At 52.2% G+C, this 17,545-nt stretch carries 15 protein-coding genes; 10 read left to right on the top strand and 5 right to left on the bottom strand.

The features are described 5' to 3' along the window. The first annotated feature begins 66 nt into the window (after positions 1 to 66). From yieE to J1781_RS03895, 4 genes are all read left to right on the top strand, one after another. Positions 67 to 939 carry a DNA-binding transcriptional regulator YeiE gene (gene yieE / locus J1781_RS03910; RefSeq protein WP_129952397.1) on the top strand — a complete coding sequence of 291 codons (873 nt, stop codon included), beginning with the start codon at positions 67 to 69 and terminating at the stop codon, positions 937 to 939. Positions 940 to 1,070: 131 nt separating this feature from the next. After that, positions 1,071 to 2,546, top strand: a complete 1,476-nt coding sequence (locus tag J1781_RS03905) for an amino acid permease (RefSeq protein WP_217233235.1) — start codon at positions 1,071 to 1,073, stop codon at positions 2,544 to 2,546. Between the two features lie 233 nt (positions 2,547 to 2,779). Continuing rightward, positions 2,780 to 3,862: a FecCD family ABC transporter permease gene (locus tag J1781_RS03900; RefSeq protein ID WP_129952399.1), complete on the top strand. Its 1,083-nt coding sequence runs from the start codon at positions 2,780 to 2,782 to the stop codon at positions 3,860 to 3,862. After that, positions 3,862 to 4,698, top strand: a complete 837-nt coding sequence (locus J1781_RS03895) for an ABC transporter ATP-binding protein (RefSeq protein WP_129952400.1) — start codon at positions 3,862 to 3,864, stop codon at positions 4,696 to 4,698. The genes J1781_RS03900 and J1781_RS03895 overlap by 1 nt, the downstream gene beginning before the upstream one ends. 89 nt (positions 4,699 to 4,787) lie before the next feature. On the opposite strand, the gene J1781_RS03890 is transcribed toward J1781_RS03895, so the two are convergent. From J1781_RS03890 to J1781_RS03880, 3 genes are all read right to left on the bottom strand, one after another. Continuing rightward, positions 4,788 to 5,594 carry a 5'-nucleotidase, lipoprotein e(P4) family gene (locus J1781_RS03890; protein ID WP_129952401.1) on the bottom strand — a complete coding sequence of 269 codons (807 nt, stop codon included), beginning with the start codon at positions 5,592 to 5,594 and terminating at the stop codon, positions 4,788 to 4,790. A gap of 203 nt (positions 5,595 to 5,797) precedes the next feature. Then, the gene (ompC, locus tag J1781_RS03885; protein ID WP_047608711.1) at positions 5,798 to 6,907 is read right to left on the bottom strand and encodes a porin OmpC; all 1,110 of its coding nucleotides are present in this window, start codon (positions 6,905 to 6,907) and stop codon (positions 5,798 to 5,800) included. A gap of 185 nt (positions 6,908 to 7,092) precedes the next feature. Further along, entirely contained in the window at positions 7,093 to 7,233 is a 141-nt protein-coding gene (locus J1781_RS03880; protein ID WP_165383710.1) for a hypothetical protein, read from the bottom strand. Here J1781_RS03880 and dinG point away from each other — a divergent pair. From dinG to J1781_RS03860, 4 genes are all read left to right on the top strand, one after another. Next, on the top strand, positions 7,232 to 9,406 hold the full coding sequence (dinG, locus tag J1781_RS03875; protein WP_129952402.1) for an ATP-dependent DNA helicase DinG: 2,175 nt from the start codon (positions 7,232 to 7,234) through the stop codon (positions 9,404 to 9,406). The genes J1781_RS03880 and dinG overlap by 2 nt on opposite strands. Positions 9,407 to 9,452: 46 nt before the next feature. Beyond that, positions 9,453 to 10,415: a DNA-binding protein YbiB gene (gene ybiB / locus J1781_RS03870; protein WP_129991254.1), complete on the top strand. Its 963-nt coding sequence runs from the start codon at positions 9,453 to 9,455 to the stop codon at positions 10,413 to 10,415. Between the two features lie 219 nt (positions 10,416 to 10,634). Continuing rightward, a complete protein-coding gene (locus J1781_RS03865; RefSeq protein ID WP_129952404.1) occupies positions 10,635 to 10,976 on the top strand; it encodes a zinc ribbon domain-containing protein YjdM in 342 nt (113 codons plus the stop codon). 112 nt (positions 10,977 to 11,088) lie between these two features. Next, entirely contained in the window at positions 11,089 to 12,951 is a 1,863-nt protein-coding gene (locus tag J1781_RS03860; RefSeq protein ID WP_129991253.1) for a M3 family metallopeptidase, read from the top strand. 83 nt (positions 12,952 to 13,034) lie between these two features. Here the strand turns inward: J1781_RS03860 and J1781_RS03855 are convergent, their stop codons facing one another. Beyond that, the gene (locus tag J1781_RS03855) at positions 13,035 to 13,664 is read right to left on the bottom strand and encodes a flavin reductase family protein (RefSeq protein ID WP_129952406.1); all 630 of its coding nucleotides are present in this window, start codon (positions 13,662 to 13,664) and stop codon (positions 13,035 to 13,037) included. A 206-nt stretch (positions 13,665 to 13,870) separates the two neighbouring features. Between J1781_RS03855 and rlmF the strand changes: the two genes are divergently transcribed. Further along, positions 13,871 to 14,839: a 23S rRNA (adenine(1618)-N(6))-methyltransferase RlmF gene (rlmF, locus tag J1781_RS03850; protein WP_129952407.1), complete on the top strand. Its 969-nt coding sequence runs from the start codon at positions 13,871 to 13,873 to the stop codon at positions 14,837 to 14,839. A 344-nt stretch (positions 14,840 to 15,183) separates the two neighbouring features. Continuing rightward, positions 15,184 to 16,494 carry a methyl-accepting chemotaxis protein gene (locus J1781_RS03845; protein ID WP_129991251.1) on the top strand — a complete coding sequence of 437 codons (1,311 nt, stop codon included), beginning with the start codon at positions 15,184 to 15,186 and terminating at the stop codon, positions 16,492 to 16,494. Positions 16,495 to 16,877: 383 nt separating this feature from the next. Here the strand turns inward: J1781_RS03845 and J1781_RS03840 are convergent, their stop codons facing one another. Beyond that, complete coding sequence (locus J1781_RS03840; RefSeq protein WP_015696539.1) at positions 16,878 to 17,117, bottom strand: hypothetical protein; 240 nt, start codon at positions 17,115 to 17,117, stop codon at positions 16,878 to 16,880. Positions 17,118 to 17,545: the final 428 nt, after the last annotated feature.

Genomic DNA, 17,545 nt, shown 5'->3' with positions numbered 1-17,545 from the left:
TGCAAGGCAAGGGTCTATACTAAAAGCACAGCGTGCTATAGGGCGCATGAGAATAGCGGGACATTTATGCACATAACATTGCGACAACTTGAGGTTTTCGCCGAGGTGCTGAAAAGCGGTTCGACCACGCAGGCGTCAGTTGTGCTTTCATTATCACAATCTGCGGTCAGTGCGGCGCTGGCCGATATTGAAGGGCAACTGGGCGTGCAGTTATTTGACCGTGTCGGCAAGCGGCTGGTCATTAATGAGCATGGGCGTTTGTTGTATCCGAAAGCGCTGGCATTGCTCGAACAGGCTGGCGAAATCGAGCATCTGTTTAATCACGACAACGGTTCGCTGCGCATCGGCGCGAGCAGCACTATTGGCAACTATATGCTGCCGGCGATGATTGCGGATTATCGTCTGGATTTCCCCCACACACCGCTGGAACTGAACGTGGGTAACACCAACGATGTCATTAATGCAGTGTCGGACTTTCGTGTCGATCTCGGTTTGATTGAAGGCCCGTGTCAGTTGCCTGAACTGATCACACAGCCCTGGCTGGATGACGAACTGGTGGTGTTTGTCGCACCGGAAAACCCGCTGGCGGGGCGGGTGGTTTCGCTGGAGTCGCTGGCGCGTGAACCCTGGATCCTGCGCGAGCGCGGCTCCGGTACCCGTGAAGTGTTAGATCACCTGTTGTTGCCGCAGCTACCGGATTTTAATCTGGTCATGGAGCTGGGGAATTCCGAGGCAATTAAGCATGCTGTCAGGCATGGTATCGGGATCAGTTGCCTTTCACGTCGGGTGATTTCTGAGCAGCTAAGCAGTGGTTCTCTGGTAGAAATCCGGTTGCCGGTCGCGCCGATGGTGCGCAAACTTTACCTGATCCATCATCGGCAAAAACATATCTCCGGCGCATTATCACGGTTTCTGACCTATTGTCGCGAAGCCCAATAACGGTCTTTCACTAATGATCTGCAGCCAGTTATGAAGGTGTCTTATAACAGGTCGTTCCTGCTATTCAGAGCGGCAGGTTTTGCTACAATCCGCGCTTAAATTTCCACATGACGAGCGGATATAGGGAAAAAATGGCTCAACAACATACAAAAAATACGCAGGTGGCTCCCACACTGCGTCGCGAGCTTAAGGCACGTCACCTAACGATGATCGCCATCGGCGGTTCAATTGGTACGGGATTATTTGTTGCTTCAGGTGCGACAGTTTCCCAGGCGGGCCCGGGTGGGGCACTGCTTTCCTACGCATTAATCGGCATCATGGTTTACTTCCTGATGACCAGTCTGGGTGAACTGGCGGCGTTCATGCCGGTTTCAGGTTCGTTCTCTACCTACGGCTCCCGCTATGTTGAAGAAGGCTTCGGTTTCGCCCTGGGCTGGAACTACTGGTACAACTGGGCTGTCACCATCGCGGTTGACCTGGTGGCCTCACAACTGGTGATGAATTACTGGTTCCCGGACACGCCTGGCTGGATCTGGAGCGCTTTGTTCCTCGGTCTGATCTTCCTGCTCAACTACATTTCCGTGCGTGGTTTTGGCGAGGCGGAATACTGGTTCTCGCTGATCAAAGTGGTCACTGTCATCATCTTTATTACCGTCGGCGTACTGATGATCACCGGTATCATGCGTGGTGCTGAAACAGCGGGCTGGCATAACTGGGCCATCGGTGATGCGCCATTTGCGGGCGGTTTTGCCTCGATGATAGGTGTGGCAATGATTGTCGGCTTCTCCTTCCAGGGTACAGAACTGATCGGTGTGGCAGCGGGTGAATCTGAGAATCCGGGCAAGAATATTCCACGTGCCGTGCGTCAGGTTTTCTGGCGTATCCTGCTGTTCTATATTCTGGCGATTCTGGTCATCAGCCTGATCATTCCTTATACCGATCCAAGCCTGCTGCGTAACGAAGTTGGCGATATCTCCGTCAGCCCGTTCACACTGGTGTTCCGTAATGCCGGTCTGTTGTCAGCAGCGGCAGTGATGAATGCCGTGATCCTGACCGCGGTACTGTCTGCCGGTAACTCTGGTATGTACGCCTCAACCCGTATGCTGTTTACACTGGCAAGTGAAGGTAAAGCGCCACGCATGTTCGCCAAATTGTCAAAAGGCGGTGTGCCGCGTAACGCGCTGTATGCCACCACCATCGTGGCTGCGCTGTGCTTCCTGAGTTCAATGTTTGGTAATCAGACGGTTTATCTGTGGCTGCTTAACACCTCGGGCATGACCGGTTTCATCGCCTGGCTGGGGATTGCAGTCAGCCATTACCGCTTCCGTCGTGGTTATGTCCTGCAGGGACGTGACCTGAAGAAATTGCCTTATCTGTCAGGTTTCTTCCCGTTCGGTCCGGTTTTTGCCTTTGTACTCTGTCTGATCATTACGTTGGGCCAGAACTATCAGGCGTTCCTCAAGGACACCATTGACTGGGGCGGTGTTGCGGCAACTTACATCGGCCTGCCGCTGTTCCTGATCATCTGGTTCGGCTACAAGTTGAGCAAAGGCACCAAAGTAGTCAAATACAGCGACATGGAATTCCCGGATCACGTCGATAAGTAACAGACCCGGATTTTCATATTCTGGAAACGCGGAGCTCAGGCTCCGCTTTTTTTTGCCTGCGATCCATGCCGGGAGACTTATAACGTCATGCTTTGTTACCCCTTGTTTAATCTGCATGCCTGATAGGTTTTGCAAAACACATTGATAATTATTATCATTTATTGCCTTCCTACGGGAACCGCAGAACAGGTTCTTCCGCCGTAAGTTTTTAACTTAATGAGATTGTAGCGAAAATGAGTGCAACTACCGAACCCGCCCTGGCGGTGAAAGGCAACGCAGAAGACAGCGTTATGGGGCGATACCAGAATATCGTACGTCGCCGTTTGTTTATTATGCTGATCCTGGTACTGGCGATTGTCGTCTCACTGGTGATTGATTTCATTATGGGGCCTTCGGGGTTATCACTTGGCACGCTGTGGAAAACGCTGTTTGATGCTGCGGCGGCGGATCCGGGTACGCGGGTCATTGTCTGGGACATTCGTCTGCCTTACGCGCTGATGGCGGTGGCGGTCGGGATGTCACTGGGCCTGGCCGGTGCTGAAATGCAGACCATCCTCAATAATCCGCTGGCCAGTCCGTTTACGCTGGGCGTGTCTTCTGCTGCGGCATTCGGTGCCGCGCTGGCGATTGTGCTTGGCATCGGTATTCCGGGGGTACCGGATCAATGGTTTATCTCCGCCAACGCCTTCATTTTTGCCTTATTTGCCGCACTGATGCTCGACGGCATCACCCGCTGGACGCGCGTTGCCAGCTCCGGCGTCGTGCTGTTTGGTATTGCGCTGGTCTTTACTTTCAACGCACTGGTTTCGCTGATGCAATTTATCGCCACCGAAGATACCTTACAGGGGCTGGTTTTCTGGACGATGGGCAGCCTGGCGAGGGCGTCCTGGGTCAAACTCGGTGTGATGGTTCTGGCTTTCCTGATCCTGCTGCCGTGGTCGATGATGAGCGCGTGGAAACTCACGGCGCTGCGACTGGGTGAAGATCGCGCTGTCAGCTTTGGTATTGATGTACGCCGTCTGCGTCTGGGGACGCTGCTGCGCATCAGTATTCTTTCCGCGCTGGCGGTGGCATTCGTCGGGCCGATCGGTTTCATCGGGCTGGTGGCACCGCATATCGCCCGCCTGATGTTTGGTGAAGATCACCGTTTCTACCTGCCCGCCAGTGCACTGATTGGCGCACTGGTGTTATCGATGGCTTCGGTGGCCTCTAAAAATCTGGTGCCGGGCGTCATTATTCCTGTCGGCATCGTAACGTCTCTGGTTGGCGTGCCGTTCTTCCTGAGTATTATTCTTCGTCACCGGGGGAATGTCTGATGTCTGAGATGTTAGAAATGCGTCCTGAAGATTTACTGAATGTCGCTACGCAGGGGTTGCAAATCCGCGATTTTAACGCGGGATACCCGAAGCGCCACGTGATCCGCCATCTGAATGTGCCAATGTTACCCCGTGGGAAAATTACGGTACTGCTCGGGCCAAACGGTAGCGGTAAATCGACGTTGCTGCGTGCCCTCGCCGGGCTTAACCGGGCAGAAGGGCAGCTGATGCTTGACGGACATGATTTAATGCCGATGCCGTTTGCGCGACGTGCAGAGCAGGTGGTTTATCTGCCGCAAACTCTGCCTGCGGGTGTGCATCTGCATGTGCTGGAGTCGATCATCGTGGCACAGCGCGCCTCCGGTGGGAAAGGCAGGAATGCGCAAGGCACGGAGAAAGTGATGGCGCTTTTGCGCCAGCTGGGTATCGAGCATCTGGCGCTGAGTTATCTTGATCAGCTTTCCGGTGGCCAGAAGCAACTGGTCGGCCTGGCACAATCCCTGATCCGTCAGCCTTCGTTACTTTTGCTCGACGAACCGCTCAGCGCACTGGATCTCAACTATCAGTTCCATGTCATGGATCTGGTGCGTAAGGAAACCCGGAAACGCAATATCGTGACGGTGGTTGTCGTGCATGACATCAATATCGCCCTGCGTCACGGCGACCGTATACTGATGCTTAAAGATGGCAATCTGATTGCCGATGGCGAGCCGGAAGAAGTGATCACCGCCGACAGTCTGGCGCGGGTCTACGGGGTGCGCGGCAGAATTGAGCGCTGCTCGCAAGGGACTCCGCAGATACTGATTGACGGGTTAGTGGGGGATCCGGAGATTTAACGTTATGTCCTGACAAAAGGCAGACATTACTCAGGCGTTCACCGATCCGCTTCCTCCCCTGCGAAGGGGAGGAGCAAACCGTAACGGGCTTATTTCCCGTTCCACGCTTTCAGATTCTGCTCGCGCGCTGACAATTTCTGCTCAGGCGTTAACTTGTTGTAATCCTTCGCCAGACCGCTTTCCCAGTCGCCGTACAGCGGGTTCGGTAGCACGATATATTGTGTGCCGAAGTGCTGATGGTTCTGATTCACAAACGCGCGGCGCTGCTCGTTACCCTGATGGTAGGTTGCAGAACCAAAATCATTCAGGTTGTCGCCGATGTAAATCACCACGTGATAGCCCGCAGCCTTGATGGAATCAAAACGTGGCTGTTTGTTGGAGGTATCAGAACTCAGCAACAAGGTTTTTTCGTTGGCGCCGGTAAAGCCCAGACGGTTCATGTTATCCAGTGTTGCGGCGTATTCGCTGGTTTTGCGGTTAGACACATAGAACATCGTGCCACCGTGGGTGTTGACGTAATTGGCGAATTCAACAGCGCCCGGAACGGCCATTGCCTGGCGGGCTGCGGTCCACTGAGCCCAGGTTTTGCTGTCGAATGGCTTGTTCGCTTTGACCTGCCACGCACTGTATGCGCTGTTATCGAGCATAGTTTCATCGAGGTCAACGACAACCGCTTTCTTCTGACCGGCCAGAGGCTGCGCCTGGTCATAGGCCATTTTTGCCGTATTAAATGCCTGATAAGCCAGTGCCTGATATTCACCAGATTGCTGGAACCAGTTCAGCGCCATGACGGACTGATCGTTCAGCTTCTGTTGGGCATCTGGTTTTTGCTGCGCACAGCCGCTGAGGGCCAGCATGATTAAAGCACTGGTGGTGCAAAGCGAAATTTTATTCATTGGTTGTCCCTATGCTTGTTAAGAAAGATTCGCATTCATGAAAATCGTTAAAACTGTAGCAGATTCAGCGGGGTGTGGAAGAATAAATGACGCGTTACGCGAGATATAGCGGGAAAATGGCAGAAATGAAAAGGGCCGGAGGGTGAGTCCGGCCAAAAAAATCAAAGACAGAGAAATAACAATGAGGGGGTTAACGCTTAAATTTAGAACTGATAAACCAGGCCAACGGCAGTGACATCGTCGTTGTTCAGAGCCAGTTTATTGTCGTCAGACAGTTGGTTGATTTTATAATCAACATAAGCGGACATATTTTTGTTGAAATAATAGGTCGCGGCTACGTCAACGTATTTAACCAGGTCGGCATCACCGATGTTTTCAATATCTTTCGCTTTAGTCTGGACATAACCCAGTGAAGGGCGCAGGCCATTTTCAAACTGATATTGTGCAACAGCTTCGAAGGTTTGTGTTTTATTCGCAAAACCGCTGCCAGCCGGTGCGCCTGCAATTCCGCCAGGCACAGTAATAGCCAGCATATTACGGGTTTCTGCATACATGGCGGCTAAATAAACGCCATTAGCGTCATATTTCATGCCGCCTGTCCATGCGTCCGCTTTATCACCTTTGCCGTAAGTGGAATTACTCTGAGCCGTGGTGCGGTCTGAAGACGCATACGCGCCGCCGAAGCTCACGCCGGTGTCACCCAGTGCGTACGTGGTAGAAAGTGCATAACCGTCGCCGTTCGCTGTGCTGCTGCCGCGACCGTCGTTTTCATTTTTGCCCTGATACTGAACGGCAACGTTCAGACCGTCAACCAGGCCGAAGAAGCCACGGTTACGGTAAGTGGCTACGCCGTTGGTACGGCCGGTCATGAAGCGGTCAGCTTTGGTATAACCGTCGCCGCCGAACTCAGGGAACATATCGGTCCAGGCTTCAACGTCGTACAATGCGCCGTAGTTACGGCCATAATCGACGGAACCGTACTGACCGAATTTCAAACCAGCGAAAGCCAGACGGGTTTTCGTGCCGGTTGTGCTGGGTGTTTTGCTGTCAGATTCAGCATGGTTAGCCATGACGTTGTATTCCCACTGGCCGTAGCCGGTGATCAGGTCATTAATTTGTGTCTGGCCTTTAAAACCGAAACGAATATAACTCTGGTCACCGTCATTGCTGGCCGAGTCAGAGAAGTAATGCAGACCTTTTACTTTACCGTACAGATCCAGTTTATTACCGTCTTTATTATAAACTTCCGCTGCGTGAGCTCCTGATGCAATCAGTAAACCAGGAATTAAAAGTGCCAGAATATTACGTTTCATGAATTTTTACCCTGCATTTTCTATTAAAAGCTTTTCGGGAAAGCTTTATATGAAGTCTTATGGAAAGACGTTAATCATCATTTTTTGCTGTGCATTCCGTGTGGGCTCGGATTTTTCTCAGCGAGAGTTTTTTACCGTATATTTGTGATCAATTTATGACAGTCAGAAATGAACTTTTTCTTTTTTTACACGTCCTCCCTTTTTTCTCCATAAAATTCGACCACGTCAAATGCCCGGATCCGCGATTTCGGGCTGCGCCAGCCGCCGGTCTGTGTGACAATAGCCGCTGACACTCCGGTCTTACTTTCAACTAAAAAGAGATGCATGGCGCTTTCCCCCGCAGTAAAAAATCAGATAAGCCAGTGGTACAAAGCCCTGCAACAGCAAATCCCGGACTTTATTTCCCGCGCTCCGCAACGTCAGATGATTGCAGAGGTGGCTAAAGCGTTCTCGGGTGACTCGGCACGGCATCTGGCCATCGAAGCGCCAACCGGCGTCGGGAAAACGCTGTCCTACCTGATCCCCGGCATTGCCGTCAGCCGCGAGGAAGAAAAACCGCTGATCGTCAGCACCGCGAATGTGGCGTTGCAGGATCAGATTTTCAGTAAGGATTTACCCCTGCTGAAAAAAATCATCCCTGACCTGAAATTCACGGGCGCGTTCGGGCGTGGTCGGTATGTCTGTCCGCGCAACCTGGCGGCAATGAGTAATGAGAATGCGCAGGGCGATCTCGGGTTATTCCTCGGCGATGAGCTGGCACCTTCCAGCGGAGAGGAGCAGAAATTCTGTAAAACGCTGGAAACCGCACTCTCCCGGTACGAGTGGGACGGATTGCGCGATCATTACCAGAAAACGATTGACGATCCGCTGTGGATAAAAATCAGCACGGACAAAGCCAACTGCCTCAGCCGTAACTGTCATTATTTCCGCGAATGTCCGTACTTTGTGGCGCGTAAAGAAATTGAAAGCGCCGATGTAGTAGTGACCAACCATGCACTGGTGATGGCCGCGCTGGAATCTGAATCGGTATTGCCGCCAGCGAAAGATTTGCTGCTGGTGCTGGATGAAGGCCACCATTTACCGGACGTGGCGCGGGATGCACTGGAAGTCGATGCCGAAATTACGGCGGTGTGGAATAACCTGCAACTGGATAACTTTGTGCGCCAGATTGAGCAATGTCTGACGCTGTTCACCCCGAAAAATCCGCCACCGCTGACCAATGCGGAACGCCTGCATAATCACTGCGCTGAAATGCGCGAACTGTTGGTGCTGGTCGAGCAATCGGTCAGCCAGTCTCTGCCGCCTGCTGAACCGGAAGCGGAGTACCGCTTTGAACTGGGCATTTTGCCGCCGGAACTGACTGAACAATGCAGCCGCCTGTTTAAACTCACCGATGGTTTGCGCAGCCTGGCAGAATACATGGTCAACGATCTGAGCGAGAAAACCGGCAAGCACGATATTTTGCGTTTACACCGCGCGATTTTACATATGAGCCGCATGCAGGGTTATCTCGAAACCATGAGTAAACTGTGGCGACTGGCGGCGCTGGATAAAGCCTCGAATGCACCGATTGGTAAATGGGTAACGCGTTCCTATTTCGATAACCAGACACATCTGGTATTTCATTGCGCGGGGATCCGTGTCAGTGAACAACTGGAAAAAATGCTGTGGCGAAAGGTGCCGCATGTCGTCATCACTTCCGCGACACTGCGCTCACTGAACAGTTTTTCCCGGCTTCAGGAAATGAGCGGACTGACGGAAAAGGCCGGTGACCGCTTTGTCAGTCTGGATTCGCCGTTCAGCCATGTTACGCAGGGCAAGCTGGTCATTCCGCAAATGACGCTGGAGCCGGTGATGGCGAATGAAGCCGCGCACATCGGGGAAATGGCGGATTTTTTCCGCGCTGAACTGGCGAAAGGGTTGCATACCGGCCAGCTGGTGTTATTTGCCAGCAACCGTGCGTTACAACAATTTGTAGCCCTGTTACCGGACTTACGTCTGATGTTACTGGTTCAGGGCGATCAGCCGCGTTACCGGCTGGTTGAGGAACACCGTAAACGGGTTGCGGCCGGCACCACCAGCGTGTTGGTCGGCCTGCAATCGTTCGCGGAAGGCTTAGATCTCAAAGGGGAACTGCTGACGCAGGTGCACATCCATAAGATCGCTTTCCCCCCTGTCGACAGTCCGGTTATTCTGACGGAAGGCGAGTGGCTGAAAACGCTGAAACGTTATCCGTTTGAAGTGCAGAGTTTACCCAGCGCATCATTCAATCTGATTCAGCAGGTCGGGCGACTGATCCGCAGCCATGAATGTACGGGCGAAATCGTGATTTACGATAAGCGCCTGCTGACCAAAAATTATGGTGCACGCCTGCTGGCTGCTTTGCCGGTATTCCCGATTGAACACCGTGAAATGCCCGCGCCCGGTTCAGTGAAGCGCCCGGATATTCTCAAGGCTGCGAAGAAAGACCCGGTTCGCCGCCGCACGCGCAGACGGTAGCGTCTTTGCACCCATATATGCTTGCACAGATTAAGGTAAGGCTACGATGGATTACACCAGACTCATCAAAGAAGTAGGACGGGGTAAAAATCACGCCCGCGATTTGGATCGTGAGCAGTCGTATGCGTTATATCGCGACATGCTGGCGGGCAAGGTGGCGGATCTGCAACTCGGTGCGCTGCTGATTGCGTTACGTATTAAAGGCGAAGCGGAAGAGGAAATGCTCGGTTTTTATCAGGCGATGGAGGAGCGCGTAATGCGCCTTCAGGCACCTGCTGAGCGCCCGCTGCCGGTGGTGATCCCCTCCTATAACGGTGCACGCAAACAGGCGAATCTGACGCCGCTGCTGGCGATCCTGCTCAGCCGTCTTGGTTTGCCGGTGCTGGTGCATGGCGTGGATGAAGATCCGACCCGCATCACCAGCGCTGAGATTTTCCGCGCGCTGGGTATCCGCGCAGCGCAAAGCCAGCAGGACGCGCAACAACTGACAGATGCCGCTAACGCGCCGGTATTTGTGCCGGTTTCCGTACTTTGCCCGCCGGTCAGTCAACAACTCGCGTTGCGCTGGCAGTTGGGGGTGCGAAACAGCAGCCATACACTGGCGAAACTTATCACACCCTTTACCGGCCAGGACTCCCTGCGTTTATCAAGCGTTTCGCACCCTGAATATGTGCAGCGTGTTTCGTCGTTCTTCCGCCAGATTGATGGCCGTGCACTTCTGACACAGGGCACCGAAGGTGAAGTCTATGCTAACCCTTCACGCTTCCCGCAAACACACTTTATCGCCGGTGGTGAACAGCGTGTACTGGCAGAAAAGGAAGAGATTTTCAGCGCGGACGTACCGGCAACCAAAGACGTGGAGACCACCGTCGCGTACATCACCCAGTGTCTGAATGGCGAGCGCGCTATCCCGCAGGCAATTCTGACTCAACTGATGTGCTGTCTGGTGGCGACCGGCGTTTGTGCCGATATGGCCGAAGCGAAAATGATTGTGGATCAGATTTTCTGATTACGTTCTGGCGAACTCGATCCGCTCCCTCTCCTGCGAAGGGGAGGAGTTAAAAAACAGCCCTTATTACTCTATAAATCCTGCGTTTAGGTTTGTCTCAGCTCCCCAAAAACTCCGTTACCCTGTTCAAAAGGGGGGTTAAACGTTAAAATAAAGGAACTACGAAATTTATTTTATGATTTCATTCGTTTTTTTATAAATATTTATGGAGACTTAACTATGGAAACATTGCCCGCTTGCCCGACTTGTAAATCCGAATTCACCTGGCAGGACGGTGAAATGCTTAACTGCCCTGAATGTGGACATGTGTGGTCCATGAACGGCGATGCCGCTGCGGATGATGATGTGCTGAAAGTGGTGGATGCCAATGGTAATTTGCTGGCGGATGGCGATTCTGTCACCGTGATCAAAGACCTTAAGGTGAAAGGCAGTTCTTCAATGCTGAAAATCGGCACTAAAGTGAAAGGCATCCGCTTAGTCGAGGGCGATCATAACATCGACTGCAAAATTGACGGTTTCGGTCAGATGAAACTCAAATCAGAATTTGTTAAGAAAAACTGATCTCCGCACACCCCAGCCTGACATTCAAAAGCGGTTCTGCCATATCGACATAACCGCTTTGCGAACATACACTCAATGCATAATCTCGTTAACTTTCAGCAGAGACGAATGCATGACACAGGCTCAGGACTACTTTAACGCCCTCAATCGCGATTACCTCAAAGTCCATCAGGATAAAGAAAATTTATTCTGGCAATACTATATGGGCACCGGTGATGATAGCGTTTCCGCCGCTTTCTCCGCTGCCGAAACGGCTTACAAACGTTTTATCGCTGAACCTTCCCGCCCGCAGGAATTACGTGATGCAATTACCCGCGTCGAAAAAGAATCTGCCAGTGAGACGCGTGATGCCTTGCTGCATGGCCTGCATGGCTGGCTGAATTTCTTTGACTGCAATGTGATTGAAGACCCCAAAGCGCAGGCGCTGCTTGATGAAATTATTCAGGCGGAATCCGTACTGTTCGGCAAACGTAAGCAGTACCGTATGACGCACATCAACAGCAAAGGCGAGCGTGTTAATGCCTCCCTCGGTGAGCTGCTGACTAATCAGGCGAATAACGAAAACGAAGCTTATCGCCGGAGCTCGCAAAATGCGTTGCGCGAACTGGAGGACTGGCTGCTGCATAACGGTTTACCTGAGTTGATTGGCTTGCGTAACCGCTTTGCGCGTCAGCTTGGTTACCGCAATTACTTCGACTACAAAGTGAATAAAACCGAGCGTATGTCGCCGGAACAGTTATTCACCATCCTTGATCGTTTCGAAGAACAAACCCGTGAAAGCAACACCCGCAGTCTCAATGAACTGGTGGCGCGTGAAGGCGACGCCGCACTGCTGCCATGGAATATCCGCTTTGCCAGCGCCGGTGACGTCACCCGTCAGCTCGATCCTTACTTTCCGTTCGCTGATTCCCTGCGTCGCTGGATAGACAGTTTCAAACGCCTGAATATCGGTTTTAACGGTGCAGAGATGCAGCTGGATTTACTGGTGCGCGAAGGCAAGTTTGAAAATGGTTTTATGCACGGGCCGGTACCGCCGTTCTACGACAACGGTAAATGGGTGCCGGCGGTGATCAATTTCACCAGCCTGGCGAAACCTGATCAGATTGGGAGTGGTGCGAATGGTTTGAATACGTTGTTCCATGAAGGTGGACATGCGGCGCACTTCGCCAATATCCGCCAGAATGCGCCATGCTTCTCGCAGGAATTTCCGCCGACGTCGATGGCCTATGCGGAAACGCAGTCCATGTTCTGCGACAGCCTGCTGGAAGATGCAGACTGGCTGAAGCGTTACGCGAAAAATACTGCGGGTGAACCGGTGCCGGATGAACTGATCCGTGCAAGCATTGAAGCCCGTCAGCCGATGCGTTCCTTCAATGAACGCCACATTCTGCTGGTGCCGTATTTCGAGTGGCAGCTTTATCAGTGGCCGGATGAGAAGCGCACACCGGAAGCCATGACAGCGCTGGCGCGTGATGTCGAAACCCATATTCTGGGCGTAACCGGCAGTCCGCGTCCGACGCTTGCCATTCCGCACTTACTTTCTATGGAATCTGCCTGTTCCTATCAGGGTTATCTGCTGGCGATGATGGCCGTTGAACAGACGCGTGCCTTCTTCCTTAAACGTGATGGCTATCTGACCGATAATCCGGCCATTGGCCCGGATCTGGCCAGACACTACTGGACGCCGGGGAACAGCGTCAGTCACGACGATACGTTGCGCAGTCTGACCGGTGAAGGATTTAATCCGGATTATCTGGCGCAGGCCTGTAATCAGACGGTGGATGCGGCCTGGCAGGACGCGCAGCGGACGATTGAAAAAGCATCAGAACGTGAGCAGCCTGCAGCGGACTTTGACCTGAATGTACATATCCGCGTAGTGGATGGCACGCTGATCCTGGCAGACAGCGCGGACGGCGATGATGCTATGTGTCAGGACTTTGCCGATTTTGTTGAGCAGAATTACGGCCGTAAATAGTTACGCCAGCACGTTATAATACGCCTGTAAAAGCCACCGCCGGTATCCATCGTGCGGTGGCTTTTTTTGGGCTGAATCTGAACTCAGCGGGCGTCCGGGCGGATAAGATCGAAGCGCAAATCTTCGGAAATACCATAGTAAGCGGAAGGGCCACCCGCGCGTAATACCGGTTCAGCGAGGGCCGTCTGATACACACCATCAACCAGTAAATGCCGGGCAATATGAACACCCACGACTTCGCCCAGGACCAGCCAGGTATCAATATCGCCGCCGGCTGCCGTTTTCAGCTGAATGCATTGCGTGAGCCGGCATTCAAAATTCACCGGACTTTCCAGTACGCGGTCGGCGGCAACGAGGCTGCCGGGTTGTGGCGTCAGGCCCGCGAATTCAAACTCATCCGCGCCGTGTTCCAGCGAAGCCGAACTCTCATTCATTTTAACGGCAAGCCCGCGGGTGGTCAGGTTCCAGACAAATTCACCGGTTTCGACAATGTTTGCCACGCTGTCTTTCCAGCCACTGCTGGCGAAACCGATGATCGGCGGGCGGTAATTGAAGCAGTTGAAAAAGCTGTAGGGCGCGAGATTGCGCTGTCCGGCGGCATTACGTGATGAGATCCAACCAATCGGACGCGGGCCGACAATGGCATTTAACGGGTCATGGGGCAGGCCGTGGCCTTTAGCGGGTTCATAGTAGTAGCGATCATCAGTGCTCATGATTTTCCTCAGCAAATAATTCATAAAGACTATGATTTGTACATTACCCGATTTAACCGGGGGGTGACCGTTTTTATGTGCCCGTCTCAGCCTGTATGCATCCGGCAGGCGGCGGCACTTTGTGGTATCTTGTGCGCCATTGATGAATATCTAACGCCCCATCGCATATCTTATGCGTCGCGCACACCTTTCGGAGAGTCACTCAGGTGGAAAAAAAGAAAGTCTTCCCTCAGGAAAAAAGCGGTCTTCACCCGCGAAATCGTCATCGCAGCCGCTATGATTTCCCGGCCCTGATTGCCAGCAGCCCGGAACTTGCACCGTTCGTGGTCGAAAATAAATGGGGCGATTTGTCGGTTGATTTTGCCAATGCTCAGGCGGTAAAAGCCCTGAACCGTGCCTTACTGCGCGATTGCTATCAGATTGAAAACTGGGATATCCCGGCGGACTATCTGTGCCCGCCAATCCCGGGGCGTGCGGATTATATCCATCATCTGGCTGACTTACTGGCTGGCAGCAATAATGGCAATATCCCACAGGGAAAAGACATTTCTGTGCTGGATATCGGTGTTGGCGCGAACTGTATTTATCCGATTATTGGCTTGCGCGAATATGGCTGGCGCTTTACCGCCAGTGAGATCGATCCGGTATCGATGGCGGCGGCTAAAAAAATTGTCGCCACCAACCCGCAACTGACTAACCAGGTGCGTTTCCGTTTACAGGCGAAACCGCAGCGTATTCTCGACACCATTATCCGCCACGATGAGCGTTACGACGCAGTGTTATGTAATCCGCCATTCCACGCGTCGGCGGCAGATGCGGCCTCCGGTAGCCAGCGCAAACGCCAGAATCTCGGTCTGGACAGACGTGCGGGTACGGCGGAGCTTAACTTCGGTGGTCAGCACAACGAATTATGGTGTGAGGGCGGGGAAGAAGCCTTTGTTGTCCGCATGGCAGAAGAAAGTGCCGGTAAGGCGCAGAACTGTTTCTGGTATACCGTGCTGGTTTCCAAAAAAACCACGCTGCCGTTATTGTATGATGCACTTCGCGAAGAAGGCGCGACAGATGTCCGCACGGTCGAAATGGTGCATGGTAACAAGATCAGCCGTTTTGTCGCCTGGACCTTCCTGACACCTTCGCAGCAAAAAAGTTGGGCAATCAAACGCTGGTCAGCCTGATCACGTTGTGAATTCCTGTATCCCAGCGTGTTCATCTGACGATGTATGCGCTGGAAAAAATACTGCTGCCAGCCCCTTTCTTTTTCGGTAAATTAAATTAAGCTTAATTCACTATAATAAAATTGATTAATTATCAGAGTAATGATTTTGCGGGTGAGTTTGTTTATTACCGCAATATTTATATTTTGTACACGCCTGCCTAAAACCCACCCAGGGGTCAGACTAATCTTTCGCAGAGTATGAGTAAGTTTACTTATCACCTGTGAAAATTAGCACGTGCATTTTTTATCAATTAATTGCGTTTACGCATTAATTCACGTTATCAGCCACAGGGTGTCTGTCCTATGCAATTATTTTCTCATCAGTTTAGTGCGGCATGGCGTGATAAATTCGCTGCGATCCAGCTGGCGGTTCCGATGATTGCCTTTACGCCGGAAGGCGTGGTGCTTGAGGTCAATGATCTGTTTCTCAGCAGCATGGGGTACAGCAGAGGCGAGGTGATGGGCCAGCCTCATCGGATTTTTTGCACCCCGGAATTTGTTGCCAGTGATGCGTACCGTCTCCATTGGGAAGGTTTACGGCAGGGAAAGTCGGTCAGCGGGAATATTAAACGTGTACAGAAGAATGGAAATATCATCTGGCTCGAAGCGACGTATGTTCCGGTAAAAAACAAACAAGGAAAAGTGACTGAGATAATTAAAATTGCCAGCGATGTATCCGAAAGAATTAACGAATCGCACGAACACCAGGGGATTTTACAAGCGCTAGACCGCTCGATGGCACTGATTACCTTTACACCTGAGGGGAGTGTGATTTCTGCGAACAATAACTTCCTGAAACTCATGGGATATTCTTTACAGCAAATTAAGGGCCATTCCCACACGATGTTTTGTCTCCCGCAATACCGTGATTCCCTCGATTACCGCCATCACTGGCAGCGTCTGCGAAGCGGTGAGTTTATTCTCGGGCGTTTTGAGCGCATCAATGGCCGCGGCCAGCCTGTCTGGCTGGAAGCGAGTTATAATCCGGTGATAGATGATGACGGCAAAGTGATAAAGATCGTTAAAATTGCGCATGACATTACGGATCAGATGCATCAGCAGCGTCAGCAGGAAAGCATGATGACACATGTGCATGAACTGTCGCTGACCACTGATAAAACGGCGGCAGAGGGGGTAACCATCGTCCGGCAAGCCGTGGAAGATATGCAGGAAGTGGAAGCGCTGGCACGGCGGACTTCCGATATCATCGGACAACTGGGTCAGACTTCGGAACGCATTGGCGAAATGGTTGACACCATCCGCCGTATTTCCTCACAGACCAATTTGCTGGCCATCAACGCGACTATTGAAGCTGCGCACGCGGGTGAGCAAGGGAGGGGGTTTGCCGTGGTGGCGGGGGAAGTCCGGTCACTGGCCGATCAGTCCCGCAAAGCGGCTGTTGAGATAGATCAGCTCACACAAAACATCCGCGACGGTGTGATGGCTGCGATTGACGGCATGGGGAATTGTGTCAGCCGCGCGGGCGGCGGCGTTGCACTGAGCCGCAATGCGGGTGATGTGATCAATCAGGTAAATCTCGGCATGCAAGATCTGGTGCGAATGATGGCAGAGTTTTCTGTCGTCGCGAGGGAAAAGGAACAGACGAGGCATTAGTGGCAGGGAGCCGCTGCAACGGGGCGGCTAACCGAACGCTTTCTCACTCGCCGTGAAGGCTGAATTGTGAAAATTTCGGTTTCTCAAGTGCGGTGATCGCTTAACGCGCTGCGCCGAAACCGCCCAAAGGAGGGAAGTGCTTTCCCTCCTTTGGATTCCTCCCCGCCTTTACAACAAGCGCTTCGCTGGCTGGCTATGTTTCAGGTACCACCGTGACAGGCTGGAAATCTTGCCGCTGCGCGGTGCCTTCTCTCGGTCCTGAAGCCATAGGTCTTCAGGCCGCTCCGTTCAGCAAGATTTCTGAATCGCCCGTGAGTTTCCACATACTCGATCTGCTCCTCCCCCTGCGAAGGGGGAGGCGGGGAGGGGGTTTTAAAGACGACTCAAACGGCTATTTGATCCATAACGTCTTCATCATTTGCTGAAAATGCTAGCACATCGTTTAAGAGGTTCAGCCTTTCCAAAAGAACAAAATTCAGTATTTCTTTAGCGACTGGATTGCAGATTTCGGTGATAGCCAGACAGAGTGCTCGGCATTGATCACAAAGTTCATCGGGTTCAAGCGGTGTCTTATCGAACAGGCCATCAGCGGTAGGATTCGGTAAAGAAGTAGAAGTAATCATGGTAAACCCTCAAATGTTTGGTGTGGCGTCATACATGCGTTGCAAATCGCATGGGTGGCAGATCAAACAGAGTTTGCAATACCGGACATTTGAGAAAACCAGCCAGCCCGAAGGCTGCTCTGTCTGATCCGCCATAATATGCTGGCGGAGATCCACGGTGTATTTAACCATGAATATTTCAAATGTCACAGGTTGCAAATCCTGGCTACGGATTTTGCCGCAGCAGGAAACAATTTACGCCGATTAATTTAATAAAAAACTGGCTTTTCAAAGCATTGGAAAGCATCTCGCAAACAAAAATGTAATCAATGTAAAGCATAGATTCAGGTAATATTACGAGTAACTTCATCACTGAGTCGTTATTAAAACCCCCTCCCCGCCTCCCCCTTCGCAGGGCTGTCTCTTATACACAAGTGTCTATACTGTTG

Source organism: Rahnella perminowiae (assembly GCF_019049695.1).
GTDB classification, from domain to species: Bacteria; Pseudomonadota; Gammaproteobacteria; order Enterobacterales; family Enterobacteriaceae; genus Rahnella; species Rahnella perminowiae.
Note: the sequence above shows the minus strand (reverse complement) of the source record. Positions and strands in the feature narration are given on the sequence as shown.

What these genes read in the sequence shown, in the direction of transcription:
- yieE (WP_129952397.1), top strand. Translation starts at nt 67, where the DNA reads ATGCACATAACATTGCGACAACTTGAGGTTTTCGCCGAGGTGCTGAAA.
- J1781_RS03905 (WP_217233235.1), top strand. Translation starts at nt 1,071, where the DNA reads ATGGCTCAACAACATACAAAAAATACGCAGGTGGCTCCCACACTGCGT.
- J1781_RS03900 (WP_129952399.1), top strand. Translation starts at nt 2,780, where the DNA reads ATGAGTGCAACTACCGAACCCGCCCTGGCGGTGAAAGGCAACGCAGAA.
- J1781_RS03895 (WP_129952400.1), top strand. Translation starts at nt 3,862, where the DNA reads ATGTCTGAGATGTTAGAAATGCGTCCTGAAGATTTACTGAATGTCGCT.
- J1781_RS03890 (WP_129952401.1), bottom strand. Translation starts at nt 5,594, where the DNA reads ATGAATAAAATTTCGCTTTGCACCACCAGTGCTTTAATCATGCTGGCC.
- ompC (WP_047608711.1), bottom strand. Translation starts at nt 6,907, where the DNA reads ATGAAACGTAATATTCTGGCACTTTTAATTCCTGGTTTACTGATTGCA.
- dinG (WP_129952402.1), top strand. Translation starts at nt 7,232, where the DNA reads ATGGCGCTTTCCCCCGCAGTAAAAAATCAGATAAGCCAGTGGTACAAA.
- J1781_RS03880 (WP_165383710.1), bottom strand. Translation starts at nt 7,233, where the DNA reads ATGCATCTCTTTTTAGTTGAAAGTAAGACCGGAGTGTCAGCGGCTATT.
- ybiB (WP_129991254.1), top strand. Translation starts at nt 9,453, where the DNA reads ATGGATTACACCAGACTCATCAAAGAAGTAGGACGGGGTAAAAATCAC.
- J1781_RS03865 (WP_129952404.1), top strand. Translation starts at nt 10,635, where the DNA reads ATGGAAACATTGCCCGCTTGCCCGACTTGTAAATCCGAATTCACCTGG.
- J1781_RS03860 (WP_129991253.1), top strand. Translation starts at nt 11,089, where the DNA reads ATGACACAGGCTCAGGACTACTTTAACGCCCTCAATCGCGATTACCTC.
- J1781_RS03855 (WP_129952406.1), bottom strand. Translation starts at nt 13,664, where the DNA reads ATGAGCACTGATGATCGCTACTACTATGAACCCGCTAAAGGCCACGGC.
- J1781_RS03845 (WP_129991251.1), top strand. Translation starts at nt 15,184, where the DNA reads ATGCAATTATTTTCTCATCAGTTTAGTGCGGCATGGCGTGATAAATTC.
- J1781_RS03840 (WP_015696539.1), bottom strand. Translation starts at nt 17,117, where the DNA reads ATGATTACTTCTACTTCTTTACCGAATCCTACCGCTGATGGCCTGTTC.